General features: G+C 46.4%; 15 protein-coding genes. 13 read left to right on the top strand and 2 right to left on the bottom strand.

Features of this window, described 5'->3' with window-relative positions; translation table 11 throughout:
• Positions 1–14: 14 nt before the first annotated feature.
• Entirely contained in the window at positions 15–2,678 is a 2,664-nt protein-coding gene (locus C6H04_RS06330; protein WP_104732651.1) for an ATP-dependent Clp protease ATP-binding subunit, read from the bottom strand.
• 215 nt (positions 2,679–2,893) lie between these two features.
• Here C6H04_RS06330 and C6H04_RS06325 point away from each other — a divergent pair, with 215 nt between their 5' ends.
• From C6H04_RS06325 to flgG, 12 genes are all read left to right on the top strand, one after another.
• A complete protein-coding gene (locus C6H04_RS06325; protein WP_233709681.1) occupies positions 2,894–3,940 on the top strand; it encodes a peptidylprolyl isomerase in 1,047 nt (348 codons plus the stop codon).
• Between the two features lie 5 nt (positions 3,941–3,945).
• On the top strand, positions 3,946–4,998 hold the full coding sequence (locus tag C6H04_RS06320; RefSeq protein ID WP_104695361.1) for a tetratricopeptide repeat protein: 1,053 nt from the start codon (positions 3,946–3,948) through the stop codon (positions 4,996–4,998).
• 8 nt (positions 4,999–5,006) lie between these two features.
• Positions 5,007–5,438: a ribonuclease HI gene (gene rnhA / locus C6H04_RS06315; protein ID WP_104695362.1), complete on the top strand. Its 432-nt coding sequence runs from the start codon at positions 5,007–5,009 to the stop codon at positions 5,436–5,438.
• Positions 5,432–6,109, top strand: coding sequence for a ribonuclease III (gene rnc / locus C6H04_RS06310; RefSeq protein ID WP_104732650.1), 678 nt, complete (start codon positions 5,432–5,434; stop codon positions 6,107–6,109). Before rnhA ends, rnc begins: the two co-directional genes overlap by 7 nt.
• A complete protein-coding gene (gene aroC, locus C6H04_RS06305) occupies positions 6,106–7,161 on the top strand; it encodes a chorismate synthase (RefSeq protein WP_104732649.1) in 1,056 nt (351 codons plus the stop codon). Before rnc ends, aroC begins: the two co-directional genes overlap by 4 nt.
• A 37-nt stretch (positions 7,162–7,198) precedes the next feature.
• Positions 7,199–7,705: a DUF2603 domain-containing protein gene (locus tag C6H04_RS06300; protein ID WP_233709682.1), complete on the top strand. Its 507-nt coding sequence runs from the start codon at positions 7,199–7,201 to the stop codon at positions 7,703–7,705.
• Positions 7,706–7,707: 2 nt separating this feature from the next.
• Positions 7,708–9,075 carry an oxygen-independent coproporphyrinogen III oxidase gene (hemN, locus tag C6H04_RS06295; RefSeq protein WP_104695366.1) on the top strand — a complete coding sequence of 456 codons (1,368 nt, stop codon included), beginning with the start codon at positions 7,708–7,710 and terminating at the stop codon, positions 9,073–9,075.
• Positions 9,044–10,396: a (Fe-S)-binding protein gene (locus tag C6H04_RS06290; protein ID WP_104732648.1), complete on the top strand. Its 1,353-nt coding sequence runs from the start codon at positions 9,044–9,046 to the stop codon at positions 10,394–10,396. Before hemN ends, C6H04_RS06290 begins: the two co-directional genes overlap by 32 nt.
• A gap of 59 nt (positions 10,397–10,455) precedes the next feature.
• On the top strand, positions 10,456–11,145 hold the full coding sequence (locus C6H04_RS06285) for an outer membrane protein (protein WP_104695368.1): 690 nt from the start codon (positions 10,456–10,458) through the stop codon (positions 11,143–11,145).
• 12 nt (positions 11,146–11,157) lie between these two features.
• Positions 11,158–12,219, top strand: a complete 1,062-nt coding sequence (locus C6H04_RS06280) for an NAD(P)-dependent alcohol dehydrogenase (RefSeq protein ID WP_104695369.1) — start codon at positions 11,158–11,160, stop codon at positions 12,217–12,219.
• Positions 12,220–12,601: 382 nt separating this feature from the next.
• Positions 12,602–14,011, top strand: a complete 1,410-nt coding sequence (locus C6H04_RS06275) for an outer membrane family protein (protein WP_104732674.1) — start codon at positions 12,602–12,604, stop codon at positions 14,009–14,011.
• Between the two features lie 167 nt (positions 14,012–14,178).
• Positions 14,179–14,967, top strand: a complete 789-nt coding sequence (gene flgG, locus C6H04_RS06270; RefSeq protein ID WP_104695370.1) for a flagellar basal-body rod protein FlgG — start codon at positions 14,179–14,181, stop codon at positions 14,965–14,967.
• A gap of 48 nt (positions 14,968–15,015) precedes the next feature.
• Here flgG and C6H04_RS06265 read toward each other — a convergent pair whose 3' ends face one another.
• On the bottom strand, positions 15,016–15,777 hold the full coding sequence (locus C6H04_RS06265; protein ID WP_104732647.1) for a VirB8 family type IV secretion system protein: 762 nt from the start codon (positions 15,775–15,777) through the stop codon (positions 15,016–15,018).
• 65 nt (positions 15,778–15,842) lie between these two features.
• Here C6H04_RS06265 and C6H04_RS06260 point away from each other — a divergent pair, with 65 nt between their 5' ends.
• Positions 15,843–18,197, top strand: coding sequence for a VirB4 family type IV secretion/conjugal transfer ATPase (locus tag C6H04_RS06260; RefSeq protein ID WP_104732646.1), 2,355 nt, complete (start codon positions 15,843–15,845; stop codon positions 18,195–18,197).
• Positions 18,198–18,209: the final 12 nt, after the last annotated feature.

Below are 18,209 nucleotides of genomic sequence, written 5' to 3'. Positions count from 1 at the left end.
CGATAGACTTCGCATTAAGCTTCCTTGATGATAATTTTACCATCTTCTACATCAAAGAGAAGATGTTGATCAGCTAAATGGACACTATCTGTTTCTAACAGAAGCGTGGCTAGGCGATCTTCTACCTCATCGTATAAAGTGCGTTTGAGGGGACGCGCGCCATAGATGGGATCAAAGCCACTTTTGGCGATGTATTCTCTAGCCTGCGGGCTCAACTCTATTTGCACCCCCCGCTCGCTGAGTTTCTCCTGAATATCCGCAAACATCAAATCTACAATTTGCATGATCGATTCCAAGTGCAAAGGGTTGAAGATCACAATGTCATCTAAGCGGTTTAAAAATTCGGGCTTAAAGTAGGCTTTCAGGGCTTCTTGCACCATAGCTTGTTTATCGTGCTCTTCACTCAGCTCCATGATCTGATCGCTCTCAATGTCATAGGCTTTCAACACCTCTTGTTCGGCCTTGTGCTTGGCATGGATGTTTTCATACTCTAGGATTTTATCGCTAGCGATATTGCTAGTCAAAATAATGATAGTATTTTTAAAATCCACCACCACGCCCTTATTATCTGTAAGCCGCCCCTCATCGAGCACCTGCAAGAGCATGTTAAACACCTCCGGGTGCGCCTTTTCAATCTCATCAAAGAGGAGCACGCTATAAGGGCTACGCCTAACCGCTTCAGTGAGCTGTCCGCCCTCCTCATAGCCCACATACCCCGGGGGTGCGCCCACCAAGCGACTCACTGCGTGCTTTTCCATGTACTCGCTCATGTCCAGCCTAATCAAATTCTTCTGACTATCAAAGAGAAATTGCGCTAAGGTCTTGGCACTTTGGGTTTTACCCACACCTGTAGGTCCTAGGAATAAAAAGCTCCCAATGGGTTTATTGGGATCACTCAAGCCTGCCTTATTGCGCTTAATGGCCTTAGCAATCGCGCTAATGGCTTGAGATTGCCCGATCACACTCTTAGCTAGCTCCTGCTCGATGTGTAAAATCTTGTCCTTTTCCTCTTGCAACATCTTTTGGACTGGGATATGCGTCCATTTGCTCACAATGCGCGCGATACTATCTTTAGTAACTGCGTGTTGCAACAAGCTCCCATGCTCTTGCATGCGCGCCCATTGTGCCTCTAAATCACGCACTGCCTGTTCTAACTTAGGAATCTCGCCATGATCAATTTTAGCCGCTTTTTCAAATTCGGACTGGCGTTTGGCTAGCTCGGATTCGCGTCTCAAGTTCTCAATATTGTTCTTAGCCTGCGCGATGTCCTTAAATACCCGTCTTTCATTTTCAAATTGCGCCTCTAAGCGTTGTTTTTCCTCTAGGGCGTTGCTAAGTTCCTTTTGCACTTCCTCTAGGCGTTGTTTATTGCTAGGGTTCTCCTCCATAAGCAAGGCTTGTTTTTCTACCTCTAGTTGTTGCACTAATCTTTTGGTGTGGGAGAGGGGATAGGGTTCGGATTCGATCTGCATTTTCAACTCGGCAGCCGCCTCATCGATCAAATCGATCGCCTTATCGGGCAGAAAGCGGTTAGTGATATAGCGGTGCGAGAGTTTAGCACTGGCTACTAGCGCGCTATCGGTGATACTCACATTGTGGTGTGCCTCTAAATTCTCTTTGAGTCCTCTTAGAATCTGCAAGGTTTCATTCACGCTAGGCTCTTCTAGGGCGATGGGCTGGAAGCGGCGCGTGAGCGCGCTATCTTTTTCAAAGTATTTGCGATACTCTTTGAGCGTAGTCGCCCCGATGGTGTGCAACTCCCCACGCGCTAAGGCGGGCTTTAAGATGTTAGCCGCGTCCATGCTCCCCTCACTTGCCCCTGCCCCCACGATGGTATGGATTTCATCGATGAATAAAATCACATTGCCCGCTTTTTTGACCTCCTCTACCACCTTAGTTAGGCGTTCCTCAAATTCTCCCCGATACTTTGCCCCAGCAATGAGCATGCTCAAATCCAGCATGACAACTTGCTTGTGCTGTAAAGACAAGGGCACTTCTTTTTTGGCGATGCGCTGGGCTAGTCCTTCCACAATAGCGGTTTTGCCTACCCCGGGTTCGCCTAGCAAAATGGGGTTATTCTTGGTCTTGCGGATTAAAATTTGCATCATGCGCAAAATCTCTTCATCGCGCCCGATGACTGGGTCCAGCGTGTTTTCTAGGGCTTTGGTGGTCAGATTGATCCCGTATTTTTCTAATGCCTCCAAAGTAGCATCATCGCTAGGCTGGTTGATTTTCACCCCCTTGCGCATGCTCTCTAAGGTCTTGACAAGCTCTGGGGTATCTAAGAATTGTTTAAAATACTGGCTAAAAAGCGCGGCGTTAGCGATAATAAAACTGTCCACCGCCACGAATTGATCCGCATTTTTCACGCTCCAGCCCAAAGCACTATGCAGGGCATCTAAGAGGTTCTTACTGAGGTTAATCCCCTGCGCGCTCACGCTCGAGCTCTTAGGCAGGCTATCTACTACACTTCTAGCCTCTAGCTCTAAGGGGGCTTTCTCTACGCCCATTTTAATCAAGGCATGGCTGAGTAAAGACTGACTATTGCTTAAAAGTGCCCAAAAAAGGTGGATGGGTTCGATCTCTTGGTTTTTGGCGTGCAGGGCTAAACTCAAGGCCTGATCGAGGCTTTCCTTAAGCTGGTGGGTGAGTTTTTCAAAGATATTCGATGTGTGCATATATGTCCTTATTTGAAAAAAAGAATCACATTATAACACACACCTCTAGCCATATCTTTTTGACATACTCCTCATAACCAAAGCTAGGAGTCTTAGCGCGTGGGAGATGACTCTTGGGTCCAAACTCCCCCTATCCTTTCATATCACTCTTAATCTTGTTCTTAGTGCTGTTATATTACACTCACACCAAAGTTCATTATAAGAAGAAGGAAGCGTTGCAACAATTACATTTCCCTCGTTTCTTGGCATGCATGGTAGTTGTAGGTTTGGCATGCGCGGGTATGCGAGCAGCAGACTCCAAGGTGGAGTCAGTTACTGGGGAGGGTTCAAGCACCAAAGGTACTAGGAGCTTAGATCGGCAAATCCGCCAATCCCTCAAAACACCCCAAGAATCTCCCAAGGAGACACCCTCCAAAACCACTCAAGAGAATTCTGAACAAAATACACCTCAAGATGAAGATTTTGTAGAAGATCGTAAAGATGGCATTGTGGGGGGCATTGCCATCACGGTCAACAATGCTCCTATCACCCTCTATCAAATTGAAACCCAGCAAAAAGAGCACCATATCAGCCGACAACAAGCGATTAACCAGCTTATTTTGCAACGCATTCAAGCTCAAGAGATCAAGCGACTCAAGATCGACATTGAGGACGATAAGATCGATGCTGAGATCGAGGGCATTGCCAAGCACAATGGTATGGATGTAGAAGATTTTATGCGCACTTTGGCTAGCGAGGGAATTGATCCTGTTACTTACAAGGCCCAGCTCAAAAAGCAGCTAGAGACGCGCGAACTTTTACGCAATATTCTGCTCTTCAATGTCAACACAAATAATGAGACTAAAATGCGTGAATACTATAATTCGCACAAGAGTGAATTCAGCGTGCCCAGCGAGATTGTTACGCTCCGCTACACGGCTCAAGACACCCAAGCCCTCACTAAGGCACTGGAAAATAAGGATGTAGAGGTTCCAGGTGTTACCAAAGTTGAGGAAAAAATCAATGTTAAAACCCTCAACCCCCAAATCGCTCAGATGTTCTTGAGCACCCAAGAGCATACTTTTACCCCGATTTTGAACGCGGGCGGAGGGAATTTCGTTTCTTTCTATATTCAAGAGAAATTAGGCAAAGAAGATGTCTCTTTTAATCAGGCGCGTAACTTCATCGCTAATAAACTCATTGAGGAACAACAGGACAAAATCTTAGCCGAATACTATGAAAAATTGCGCGTCAAGGCCAAAATTAAGTTTTTGCGCCAGTAAATCGCGTGGAGCAACTAGCTTATGTCTACAAAGATTCGCTCTTCAGCGTAGCGATCTTGATCGCCGTGATCGGAGCTGTGATCTTAATTGATCATTTCCGCTCCCTTTTCAAACACAAAAAAAACCTCAAAGCCCTCGATGCCCTTTCTCTCTCCTATGCACCCGTCGATCTAGCCTTTGAGGTGCAACAACTCTTGGCCAAAGAAAAAGAAAGCATATCAGAAGTGTTGGGGATCAAGACATGGCTTTTTCTAGCCAAGCACTATAGTAGCCATGGCAATGGCGAGCAGGCGATCACCATTTACCTTTCTTTGCTCTCCAAATATCCCAAGGATCGCGTCGTTCTTTTAAAAAATCTAGCCCAAACCTATATTGCTCTGGGTTATGTGCAAAAGGCGCATGACATTTTGTTAGAGGTTTTACGGCTCGAGCCGCGCAACACGGATGCACTTAAAGAAATGGTGCGGGTGTATGAAATCCTCTGCGCCCCTCAAAAAGCCTTAGAGGTGCTAGAATGTTTGGATGAGTTGGAAGCAGAAGGTCTACTAGATACTTACCACTACCTGCAGATGCAAATTTTGATGCAGGAGGATTTGGCCCTTGAAGATCGGAGTGTGCGGATTTTAACCTTGGGACATAAACATAAAACTCTCTACAAACTCGCATTGCGGCATTGTAAAACCTACCATAGAGCTCTTTTTTTACAAGAGATTCCTCGCCTAGAAAAGGGCATGGAATGTGTGGATTTGCTTTGGGATTTGGAATTAGAGGAAGTCCAGCCCCTGCTCACTCAACTGCACCCACAGGTGCGTGAGATTTTTGTGGCCAAGGGTTTTGTGGAGGGCACATGCGCACACTTACAATTGGAGGTGTTCCACACTTTTAAAGACAAATACCCCATTAATCTAAATTTTAGTTATCAATGCCATGCCTGCAAAAATCTCTCTCCTTTTGAGAGTCATCGCTGCGTAGTGTGCGGGGCACTTGGGGTAAAGGAGGTGGTGCTTAACTTGAGCACGCAAGCCATAGACTATAGCCAACAACTCAATCTCAACTAGGAGGCATGATGAAACACATTGAAATTTTTTGTGATGGATCGTCTTTGGGTAACCCGGGGGCGGGAGGTTATTGTGCGATCCTGCGCTATCAAGATTATGAAAAGATCATCACCGGAGGTGCACCCCACACTACCAATAACCGCATGGAATTGCAAGCACTCAACGAGGCTCTTAAAGTCCTTAAGGAGTCCTGTTATGTGTCCCTTTATAGCGACTCAACCTATGTCTGTCATGGCATTTCTAAATGGCTAAAAACCTGGCAAGCCAGGAATTTTGCCAAAGTCAAAAATGTCGATCTCTGGAAAGAGTTTTTAACACTATCTGCCCCGCACCGCATTACCCCCCATTGGATTAGAGGGCATGCCGGGCACGCCTATAATGAGCGCTGCGACGCATTGGCCAAACAAGAAGCATTACACCAAAAAGGAGTTTCATGCTAGAGAGATTACAAGAATTATTGGGTTATCGTTTCCAAAACCCCGCTTTACTACAACAAGCCCTTACCCACAAGAGCACTAAAGCCCGTCCTAACAACGAAAGGCTAGAGTTTCTGGGCGATGCAGTGTTGGATTTGGTGGTGGCAGAGATTCTCTTTGCGCGTTTTAGCGATCTCCAAGAGGGCGATCTCTCCAAAATGCGCGCTGCATTGGTGAACGAAAAGGCGTTTTTCAAGCTCGCCTCTCTCTTGCAACTGCAAGATTATATCCTCATCTCTCCAGCAGAAGCCAATAACCACGGGCACACCAAACCCTCCATCTTAGCCAACGCTTTTGAAGCATTGATGGGAGCTATCTATTTAGAGAGTGGGTTAGAATCCATTAAAACCTTGATGAGTCATTTTTTAGACCGCATTTACCCCGATCTCTCCTTGCAAAGCACTTTCATGGATTATAAAAGTGCGCTGCAAGAACTCACCCAAGCGCGTTTTAAAGTCGTGCCTACCTATACTCTCAAAAGTGAGAGCGGGCCCGATCACGCCAAACAATTTGAAATGCAAATTTTTATTTTAGATAAACTCTATGGCACTTGTAGCGCTAAGAGCAAAAAAGAAGCCCAGCAACTCTGTGCCCAGATGGCCTACCAACGCTTGCGTTTAGAGGGTAGTGCATGAGTTTAATCTTACGCACCTTTGGGGAGTCGCATGGAATTATGGTTGGTGGAGTGTTGGAGGGCGTACCTGCGGGGTTAAAAATGGATTTAGATTTTATTCAGGCAGAAGTCAATAAGCGCAAAAGCGTGAATGCTTTCACCACTCCGCGCCAAGAAGAGGATAAGATCGAAATTGTGAGCGGAGTCTTTGAGGGGACAAGCACGGGCGCACCCATCGGGCTGGTGGTGCGTAATAAAAATGTGCACTCCAAAGATTACGACTCCTTAAAAGAAACCTTTCGTCCCGGACACGCCGACTTTACCACTTTTGCTAAATATGGGATTAGAGATCATCGAGGCGGAGGGCGTAGCTCGGCCCGAGAAAGCGTGATCAAAGTGGGTGCAGGAGCGATTGCTAAATTGCTTTTGAAAGAGATGGGTATAGAAATAGCTAGCGGAGTGTTTAGTGTGGGAGGAGTGCAAGCCCAAAAATTAGACTTTGAGCATGCCCAAACCAGCCCCATTTTTAGCCTAGACAAACATGCCCAAGAAGCCCAACAAGAGGTGATCTTGCAAGCAAAGAAAGCAGGCGATAGTTTGGGAGGTGTGGTGTTGGTGCACGCACACGGACGCGCTCTACTAGGCTTGGGCGAATTTAGCGATCGCTTAGACGCGCGTATTGCCTATGCAATGATGGGGCTTAATGGGGTTAAGGGGGTATTTATGGGCGATCCCCAAGCTGCTAGCATGCAAGGTAGCATGTATAATGACGCACTAGGTTTTCATGGGTTCAAGAGCAATCATTGCGGGGGAGTGTTGGGGGGTTTTGGAAATGGAGCGGATTTAGTGGTGTGGGTGCATTTCAAGCCCACTTCTAGCATTGCCCTGCCCCAAGAAAGTATTAACACCCAAAAGCAAAGCACCCAAATCACACTCAAGGGCAGGCATGATCCTTGCATTGCAATTCGAGGGAGTGTGGTGTGTGCGAGTTTATTAGCCCTGATCTTGGGGGATTTTGCTTTAAGCAACACCCATGCACGCCTAGATCAAATTAAGGCAAGTTATGGCTATTAGGGATTTTGTGCTAAAATGGCACGGAAAGGTGGCAAATATGAACGATGCTTCTCAAGCTAGATTGAGTCCTAGCGACATGCAAGAAATTTACCAGAGTTTAGAGTCAGGGAAGAACAAGGTGTGCGCTAAGCGTATTGCCCCCAACCAAATGCTCCTGGAATCTCAGGAGGGCACGCTCAATACCAAGGAGGCTTGGCTGGTGCAGGACGAACAAGATCAACGCTTTGTAGTCGTGCCTGAAATCTTACTGCAATACATTGTGCAGGTGATCCAGCAGGCGTATGAAGAAAAGATGGTAGTGGAGTTGGAACGCGACATGGCCACGCTTACACCTGTAGATTTCAAGGATGCCATGGCGGTTGCCTTGAAAAAATTAGAGGGTATGCGTGGGAGTGATGGAAATTTGCCTAAGATTTCCTCGCTGGATTTTGTGCGCGACCTTAAAAAGCAGTATCCTAATCTATTCTTTAACTTGGCTGAGTTTTTGGAAGCCAAGAAAGAGGATTATTTGAAACTTGAAAACTTGGAGAATATCCCTTTTTAGCCGTGAAACCTCTAGACTTCCAGCAATTCGCCCACCATTCTAAACCCGGTCCTAGATACACCAGCTATCCTACAGCGGTGGAATTTCACGCCAACTTCCAAGAGAGCGATTTGCTCCAAGCTCTCGCACGCACTCCAAAGCAAACCCCTCTTTCCTTATATTTCCATCTCCCCTTTTGCAAGAGCCCTTGCTATTTTTGCGCCTGCAATGTCATTTATAGCAGCAGTGAGCGTAAGAAAGAACGCTACATTCTCTATTTGCAAAAGGAGCTGGAGTTATTAAAACAATATTTGGACACACAAAGAGAAGTGGTGCAATTGCATTTTGGCGGGGGCACACCCACTTTTTTTAGCGCAGAGCAACTGGAACGCATTATTGAGAGCATTCGAGCGACTTTCTCTAATTTTGCGCCCGATGCCGAATTGGCTTGTGAAGTCGATCCACGCCACTTTAATCGCGATCAAATGCGCGTCCTTAAAAAGCACGGCTTTAACCGTCTGAGTTTTGGGGTGCAAGATTTTGAGCCTGTGGTGCAAAAAGCAGTCAATCGCTTGCAAAGCTTTGATCTTGTGCGTGAAAAGGTGGAGCTAGCCCGTGAGTTTGGGATCAATTCACTGAATTTCGATCTCATCTATGGTTTACCCTTTCAGAGTGTAGGCAGTTTCCAAAGCACCTTAGAGCAGGCTCTGCGCCTAGAACCCGATCGCCTAGCTGTGTTTAATTACGCCCATGTACCTTGGATCAAGCACACCATGAAAATAGACCCTACCACCCTACCCACTCCCAGCCAGAAACTAGAAATTTTGCAGTTTTTGATCACCTTTCTCACCCAGCGCGACTACGAAATGATTGGCATGGATCACTTTGCTAAAAGGGATAATGAGCTCTATCTAGCCTTGCAAAACAAACAACTCAGACGCAATTTTCAGGGCTACACCACCAAAAAATTCTCCCAAACCATTGGGGTAGGGGTTACTAGCATTGGGGAGGGGCTAGACTATTACACCCAAAACTTTAAGGATTTAAAGGCGTATGAGAACGCGCTCGATGACGGGCATTTACCTGTAGAGCGGGGTATCGTTTTAAGTGCAGAGGATCGCTTGCGCAAAGAGGTGATCATGCACCTGATGAACAATTTAGAACTGGATTTTAGCACCATTGAGCACGCCTTTAATATTGACTTCAAAACCCATTTCAAGCAAGCCCTGGAGGCACTAAAGCCCTACGAGCAAGAGGGGTTGGTGCATGTGGATGCACAGGGCTTAAAGACAAGCCCCACGGGAGCGATGTTGGTGCGCAACATCGCGATGGTATTTGATGCGTATTTGGACAAACACCATGGGGATCAAAAATTCAGTAAAACCCTCTAAATTAGAGGTATGGTTAGATGCAGATATTGAGCGCACCACGCAGGCCTGCGTCAAATGCGGCAAATGCGTCCCCAGTTGCACTATTTATCGTATCCACAAAGATGAAACCACTTCCCCGCGCGGGTTTTTAGACCTCATCGCTTTAGTCAAGCAGGAGAGTTTAGAGCTCAATACCCCCCTAAAACACATTTTTGAGAGTTGTTTTCTCTGCACTACCTGTGTGCAGGTCTGCCCCTTTCATCTGCCCATAGATAGCATGATTGAAAAAGTGCGCGTTTTAAGTGCGCACAAACATGGGATTGCGTGGCATAAAAGGCTTTATTTTTTTCTGCTTAAACACCCCAAACTCATGGATTTTGTCTTTTCCCTCTGTGCCGTGAGTGCACCCTGTGCTTTTAAACAAGTGAAAGACAAAATCCATTGGCGTTTTCAATCTCTCGCGCCCAAAATCTTAGCCAAACGCGCGTTTTTTCCCTTCGCGCGCCAAAGCTTTTTGTGCACTCATCAGGGCATAATTTCCCCCAAAGCCCCCTTAGAGAACATGCCCGCTAAGAGTGTGGGGATTTTCATTGGTTGTTTGGGTAATTACAATTACCCCAGCGTAGGCAAGAGTTTACTCACCATTTTAGACAAGCTCAATATCAGCGCGCATATCCCCAAGCAATTTTGTTGTGGCGCGCCCGCCTTCTTCACTGGGGATATAGACACCGCCCTTTATCTAGCCCAAAAAAATGTGGACTTACTTATAGATGTAGCCACACACACAGAGGCGATCTTAGTTCCTGAGGCGACCTGCATTAGCATGCTCAAAAAAGATTATCAACATGTCTTTGAGAGCATCCCCGATCCTAAAACGCGCCAAGAGTGGTTAGAAAAATGGCGCAAGGTGGCAGACAAATTACAATTTGCCTCTAGCTTTTTAACCCATAATAGCGCGCTTTTAGAGGTGCTCAAAACCTATCCTAAAAATCCCCTTAGCTTGACCTATCATGACCCCTGCCATGCTAAAAAAGTCTTGGGGGTTTATAAAGAGCCGCGCGCGCTTTTAGGGGCAAATTTTCACTTAAGTGAAATGCAAGAGAGCGATCGTTGCTGTGGTTTTGGGGGGGTGAGTATGCAGAGCGATCACTACGCTTTAAGCGTGCAGGCAGGTTTGCCCAAAGCTCAAGACATCGCCAACACCCACGCCCAAGTAGTGAGCGCGGAATGTTCGGCTTGCCGTGTCCAGCTTAACAACGCTTTACACCAAATAGACGCGCCCACGCAGTTCTTACACCCCCTAGAGCTCATCGCTCGGGTTTTGCAAGCGCCCAAGACCTAGATTTAAAAAAAATATGCTAGAATAGGACAATACAGCAACATTTAGGACAGAGAGGACGCATGGATAAACTATTTTCTAACTTCATCAAGGGCGTGGCTGTTTTTGGTGCGCTTTCCCTTCCCCTGTGTGCAGAGAGGAATGCGTGGTATGTGGGAGCGAGCTATCAAGTGGGGCAGGTGGGACAGATGATCAAGAACCCCCCTCTTGGTGACCCACTTAATTACCCTAAATTCCCCAGCGGCCACTACACTTATGCGGCTGTCATGCAGGGGCTTGGAATTAGTGTAGGCTATAAACATTTCTTGGGGCATAAAAAGTGGTTTGGGTTGCGCTATTATGGCTTTATGGACTATGGGCATGCGGTTTTTGGGGCTAATGAGCTTGTGCCCGGACAGGGCACTGTTGCTAATCTCACTGATATGTTCACCTATGGGGGGGGTATTGATACTTTGTATGATGTGATCAACAGGGACACCGCTACCTTTGGATTTTTCTTTGGGGTGGCCATCGCGGGCAACTCTTGGGGTAACACTACGGGAGGGTTCTTGAAGAGTAAGGGAGATATTGATCCTGCTATTTTCCAGTTTCTATTCAATGCCGGTTTGCGAACCACCATTGCCAAACACCAAGAGTTTGACTTTGGGGTTAAAATTCCCACCATCAACGATTATTATTTCCACAATGGTCCTTTGACTTTTACTTACCGCAGACAATATAGCCTGTATGTGGGCTATCGTTTTAATTTTTAGCAGGGGATTGTTATGTCGGCCCGCATTCCTGCTAGGGGTTTTGCCATCCATTCTAAAGAGGGGAAATTTCAAGAACACCATTTCACCCGCCATGCTTTAGGCGAAAAGGATGTGTTGATAGACATCCACTATTGTGGGATTTGCCATAGCGATGTGCATTCAGCCTATAGCGAATGGCATGAGGGCACTTATCCGATGATTCCCGGGCATGAGATTGCGGGCGTAGTTAAAGAAGTCGGCGCGCATGCGCGCAAATTCAAGGTAGGCGACCAAGTAGGCGTGGGTTGTTTTGTCAACTCCTGTCGTGCATGCGAGCCGTGCGCACTTGAGCGCGAACAATTCTGTCCAAAAGTGGTCTTTACCTACGATTGCCCCGATTACTTCCACAACAACGAACCCCACATGGGGGGCTATTCTGATTGCATCGTGGTAGATGAAGATTACATGATTCGTATCCCCAATGACGCGCCCCTAGAAAAGATTGCCCCTCTGCTTTGTGCGGGCATCACCACCTACTCTCCTTTAAAATTCTCAAATATCCAGGCAGGCTCTAAGGTGGGAGTGGCCGGTTTTGGCGGGCTAGGGCACATGGCCTTAAAATACGCCTTGGCGATGGGTGCTGAAGTGAGCGTAATCGGGCGCAGTGAAGCCAAGAGAGATCAGGCTTTGACAATGGGAGCTAGACACTATTATAGTTCTGTCAAAGAAGCAAGAGGGGCAGGTTTGGATTTAATCCTCTCCACCATTCCCACCCCCTACAACATCGCTGACTATTTGGAGGTGCTCGCCTACGGAGGCGAGTTAGCCATTGTGGGTAACCCGCCCAGAGATGTGTTACCCAGCGTGAATGTTGCCCAGTTAATTAGACATGGCAATAAAAAGGTCTATGGTTCCTTGATTGGGGGGATCAAAGAAACCCAAGAAATGTTAGATTTTTCCATTTTGCACAATATTTACCCTGAAATCGAGCTAGTAACCGCTAGGGATATTGATCAGGTTTACTACAATCTGACACACTCCAACGCTTCTTTTCGCTATGTCATTGATATAAAAAAGTCCTTTGAAGTCCAATAAGTTTCTCGAATTTTTATAGGGTTATTTTCGCCCCAAAATGCGCTAGATAGGTTGATTCTACTTAGGCATTTTGATAAGACTAAGTGAAACCAGCATACAGGAGAGGTCTTAGGTGGAATTTTGCCACTCACGCTCTAAAGCCCATAAGTCTAAAGCTATGGGGGTGGTTGATCGCATGCGGCAAACTTGTGCTATAAAGCCCAAAGAGTTAGGGCATCAACTCTTTGGAATAGAGACCGTAAAACCCCTTGCAGAGTGGGTTTTGATGGGACCAGATTTCTGAGGGGAGCCGTTCCCTAGCCTTCAGCTCAAAGGATTTGCAAGATTGATAGGTAAGATTAGTAGGGCAGTGTTGATACCTGAACGCACTCTTTTAAGAGTAATTTCAGGCATTGCTCTGATCCTATGCACTCCCTGTGTAAAAGCCGCTGATTATAAGTTAAGCGGCTTTGCTAATCAGGCTGCCACCCTTGGCTTTAACCAACATGCCATAGAGAAGAATAAGGGCATTTATCCGATGCAGCAATACGCGACTATTGCGGGTTATTTAGCCCTTAAGTTTAATTTATTATCCAAAAACCTGGGTAAACACAGTCTAAAGGGTAGAGTTGGGGGCATGGTTGGAGGTATACTCTACGATGGCACAAGAAAATTCTACGGAGGGTCGGTAGTCTACCAAAACTTCGCCTACTATGATGGGTATTTAGGTGGGGCAGCCGATGTTGTGCAAAGCGATGATGTATGGGTTAAAAATCGTAAGCTTAGGAATTTTAGCCATTTTTATGTTTTTAGCGACGCGCATTTGGAGTACAATTATCAGGATCAGTTTGGAATCAAGATTGGGCGTTATCTTTCTCGAGCTTATTATAAAAGCGGACAAACCCAAGGATTTGAGGTATATGGCCAAATACAACATGTGCGCCTTTGGTGGTTTAGTTCTTGGGGTCGTGCGTATGCGACAGGGGCTCTTTTAAGAGATTGGTATGCTTCCAGGGTCGTTTACAGTGGTGGTTACCACAAGAATGCGCAAGGAGGCTACACACCCAGTGGACATAAAATCGCTTATGGCACCCATGCTATGCAACTCACCTATGAACAACACCACTTGGTCATCGAGGGATTTTTTTATTTTTCTCCCAAGATGTTCAACGCCCCGGGTCTGCGAATGGGTTGGGATAGCGATCCCAATTTTAATGGCAAAGGCTGGCGTTCTAATACCCAAATCACCCTCTTTTTACCCTTCTACTATCCTTGGATGGTATACAACGAGCATGGAGGTGTCATTTACCGCTATGACAATCCTGCTACAGCCAATGGACAGAGCCTGACAATCCGCCAACGCTTTGATATTAACCAGTTCTACATCTTGGGGACTTTTTATAAAAACTTCCGCAATAGTAATGCGTGGATAGGCAACACAGGTAATCCAGCGGGTGTGGAGTTTTATGGCAATAGTCTTTGGGCAGGTTATGCAGGCACCGCCCTAAAAGCTAATGCCATAACAGGAGCCCTTGTCTATGGAGGTACGCATTTTAAAAAGAAGTTGGCATGGCGCATGACATGGCAGTGGAGCAGTGCACCTGTCTCTTATGAAGGCCGTGTGGCTCTTTCTTTGAGCTACCAATTCACCCCTAATTTAAAAGGCCTAATGGATTTAACCTATTATGGAATTCATACTAACAAGGGATATCAAGCAGGCTTGAATGCCTATTGTAACCCCCAAATTACATACTGCGGGGGTGGCTATCAAGACCGTAGCGCTCTCTACACCCAACTCATTGCTTCCTTTTAGCTGTTTCTACAAAATTCTACGGAGATGGGTTTTTTTACTGCATTCTTACAACTGCGCTCCAAAGTCCTAGCCTTAGGTATGGGGAGCATGTCAAAACACGCATCATCTTTAAGGCTGTAAGGGGGAAATTAGGCTAGAATAGACCAACTCAACAAAAAAGGCTGACTATGTTGCGATCCCTTTATAGTGCGACAACTGGAATGCTGGGGCAACAAACCCACATCGATACCACCTCTAACAACATTGCTAATGTCAACACCGTTGGCTTCAAGAAACAAAGAGCCGATTTCAACGATCTCTTTTACCAAGCCCTCCAGTACGCAGGCACTTCTACCTCAGACACCACTAAATCGCCCAATGGAATCGAAGTGGGCTTAGGGGTGCGCACTTCCAGTGTAACCAAAATGTTCTCCCAAGGCAGCCCTAAAGAAACTGAAAACAATTTAGACATCGCCATTACGGGCAAGGGCTTTTTTCAAATCCAGCTTCCCGATGGTTCGACTGCCTACACCCGTGCAGGCAATTTTAAGATCGACGATCAGGGCAATATGGTTACTACGGAAGGGTATTTGCTTATTCCCCAGATTACATTTCCCCAAGACACCACCCAAATTAGTATCGGGGTAGATGGCACGGTGAGTGTTACGCAGGGCAATGCGAGCACTTCTAATGTCATTGGACAAATCACCTTAGCTAATTTTATCAACCCCGCTGGTTTGCACGCTTTGGGCGATAACCTCTTGGCTGTTACCTCTGCGAGTGGTCCAGCTATCGTGGGTAATCCTAATGGCGATGGTTATGGGCAATTACGGCAGGGCTTTTTGGAACTGAGTAATGTGCGTCTAGTCGAAGAGATGACTGATCTTATCACCGCTCAAAGGGCTTATGAAGCCAATTCTAAGACGATTCAAACGGCCGATAACATGCTCCAGACAGTCAATAGCTTAAAACGCTAGGGTATTAGGGCCCCAAGACCTCAAAGAGGTTGGGGTTTTGCGTGCGGGTTACTTAAGGTTACTCGTTTCTGCGACGCTGTACTGGGTAACCTGAAAACCTGTGGGGTTTTGGGGCATGGGAGCGTAATCAAATTTGGGAGGTCGCAAAAAGGCGTAGCTTAGAGTCACATGGTAGCGCTTTTCGTAGACAAGCTGTCCGTTGTGAAAGAGTTTTGCGCTGATGTGTGCACTCCCGACATTGGTCGCTTGGGCGTGCTTGAGGAGGGCAATGTCAATAATTTTAATGTCGCGCGCCATGTTGGTGTCGGTGTAAATGCTGTTTTTAGAAGCGACTAGACTCTCAAAGATCTCCCACACCTTGTGGCTACTTTGTAGGCGCACTGCCTCATAGCGTTGTTGATCGTCAATGTGGTTGATCGACTCGCGATTGAGGATGTAAGTGCCTATGAGTGAGCGCACCAGTGCTTCATTGCTGGAAATGCTTGCATCAGCGCGCTGGATAATGGCATAGTGCTTATCTTGGTTGGCAAAATCCACAAAATAGGGCTGTGTTTCTTTGAGAGGCAAGAGCGCGATGAGCGCGATGGTTAAGCCCACGCTGATCACACTGAGCAAAGCCACAAGTTTGTAAGCGATGGCGGTGCGTTTGCGCTCCAATCTAAAAACGCTATTGAGGTCTAATTTTTGGATCGCCAAGTTCTCGATCTTGTGTTGCATTTCCTGTTCGAATAGGGCTTGTTGGTGCTCCATGCGCGCCAAGAGTTCTTGAAAGAGCTGCGCTTGCAAGGGGTCTTTAGAGAACTTATCCATAGCGCCTATTATAATTAATCCTGACTTAATACACCGCTCATTATAATTTTCACAATGGATCGACGATGTGGCTTAGGGTAGGGAGTTTTTTACGCGATAAGGCTTGGGATTTCTTGACTGGTGTCCTGCCAAAAGTTTACTCTATGGTCGAAGAGAATAATATTCTAGGTCTCTACGACACGCATTTCTTACTCACTAAACAAGAACAACTAGTAGGTATGGTGCGTATAGAAGGCTTGAGTTTGAACGCAATGTCAGACAAAGACTTAGAAGGGTATTTTGAAAGCAAGCACAACGCTTTGAGTCAACTTAGCAATATTGTCTTGCGTATCTACACCCAGCGTCGCCAGGTTGCGCTCAAACAAAACCCTCACGTGCAAAACCCCCATGCCCGCCACCTCATCCATCGCTTTGAGAGCAAATCTATTTACGAAAACACTTACTACCTCATTTTAGAAACCGCCACGCACCCCCTCAAGGGTTTCTTTGAAAAGAAAAAGCTAGAAATCACCGCTACAAACACCCCAAGCGACCCCTATGCACACAAAATCGCCTCTTTGCGCCATGCCATCGCTCAAATTACCCATGCACTTCAAGATTTTCAGCCTTCATTGCTCGATTCTACCCAAGTTTTAGAGTTTTACGCCGGATTAATCAATGGCATCTCTATCCCTTTAAAACCCAAGATGGGTTTTTTAAGTGATAGCTACATTGCGACGAATGTACATTTTGAGAAGGACTATTTTCTCCAAGAACACTATGATACACGCATCTATAACCGCATTCTTGGCATCAAAGCCTATGAGGGGAAAAACATCACCTCCATTGCGCTCTCTTCTTTGCTCCACCAGCCCAAAGAACTTGACATTATCTTTTCCATCAAACCTCTTAGCACCCAAGAAGCGCTCGCCTTTATCCAAGAAAAAATCCGCTTGAGTTTGACGCGATTGGTGCGCACCGAGTTGGAACGCTACCATGAACTCATCAAATCTAAGCGACTCTGTCTGCAACAATGCGCGCTAAACATTTTGCTGAGAAACTCTACCCTAGAGGAACTCAACCAGCACACCCAAGAGGTATTAAGCCTATTAGCTAATGAGCACTTAGTGGGCGTGGTGGAAACTCTAGGGCTCAAACCCGCTTACTTTTCACTCTTCCCAGGGCGTGTCCAGCTCAATCCCCGCCTGCGTTGCCAAAGCGCGCAAGCACTGGCGTGTTTGGTGGTTTTTGAGCGAGCTAACCGGGGGTTTAAGAGCAATTCTTGGGGGGATATGCCCTTGAGCGTATTTAAAAATTTGGATCATTCTCCCTACCTTTTCAATTTTCATAACCAAGAAGTGCGTCACCAGGGAGTGCCCCAACACAATATCGCCAAGGTCAATGGACATACCATGATTATCGGAGCAACGGGCGCGGGCAAAACTACCTTGATGGGTTTTTTGATGATGAGTGCGCTCAAATACGATCATCTCAATATCTTAGCTCTAGATCGCGCCCATGGGCTCTTTTCTTGCACACACTATTTAGGGGGCACTTACAATAGCGGAGTGCATTTTAAAATCAACCCCCTTTCTTTGGAATCCTCCCAAGAAAATCATGACTTTTTATACTCTTTTTACGCAGCGATGCTTGAGGTGAGCGCGCAGGACATCGAGGCAAGCAACGCGATTCACAAAGCCTTAGAAAGTCTCTATGCAGCCCTTCCTCCCCAAACCTTTTGTTTGCAAGATTTCAAAGATGCGCTCCTCTATAGCTCCAAACTAAGCTTGAACTTAGAACCTTACCTCAATCACCCCTTGTTTAACTCCCTAGAGGATAGTTTAGAGTTTCAAACCCCCTTGACCACCATTAACATGGACGCAATCACCCTCAACTCTAAGGATTTAGGGCTTTTAGCCTACTATATTTTTTACAAGATTTTTCAGCGCGCCCTGCAAACCCAGCAGGGGTTTTTGCTCTTTGTGGACGAGTTTAAAAGCTACGCGCAAAACCCCATGCTCAATCATCACATCAATACTCTCATTACCCAAGCCCGCAAGGCCAATGGGGTGGTGGTCTTAGCCCTGCAAGATGTCCACCAACTCTACGATCTCAACCATGCCAAAAGCTTTGTCAATAACATGGGCACTTTGATTTTTTACCCCCAAAAGCACATGGATAGTACGCTGCTTAGTCAGCAATTAGGCATTCAGCTTAGCCACATGGAACAACATTTTTTAGAGAACACCCCCCTCCATGCCCACCAGGTGCTTATCAAGAACATGAATGATGGCAGTTCTAATATTGTGGACGTTAGCTTGCATGCGCTGGGGCCTTATTTGCAAATTTTTAGCTCGAATGCCACCCATGCCCAGCACTTGGTAAAGCTCATGCGCACCCATCCCCACACCTGGCGTGAGGTGCTGGTCAATCCAACTTAGTGAGGAGTTTTG

Source organism: Helicobacter salomonis, from assembly GCF_900197775.1.
Classification (GTDB): Bacteria; Campylobacterota; Campylobacteria; order Campylobacterales; family Helicobacteraceae; genus Helicobacter; species Helicobacter salomonis.
Note: the sequence above shows the minus strand (reverse complement) of the source record. Positions and strands in the feature narration are given on the sequence as shown.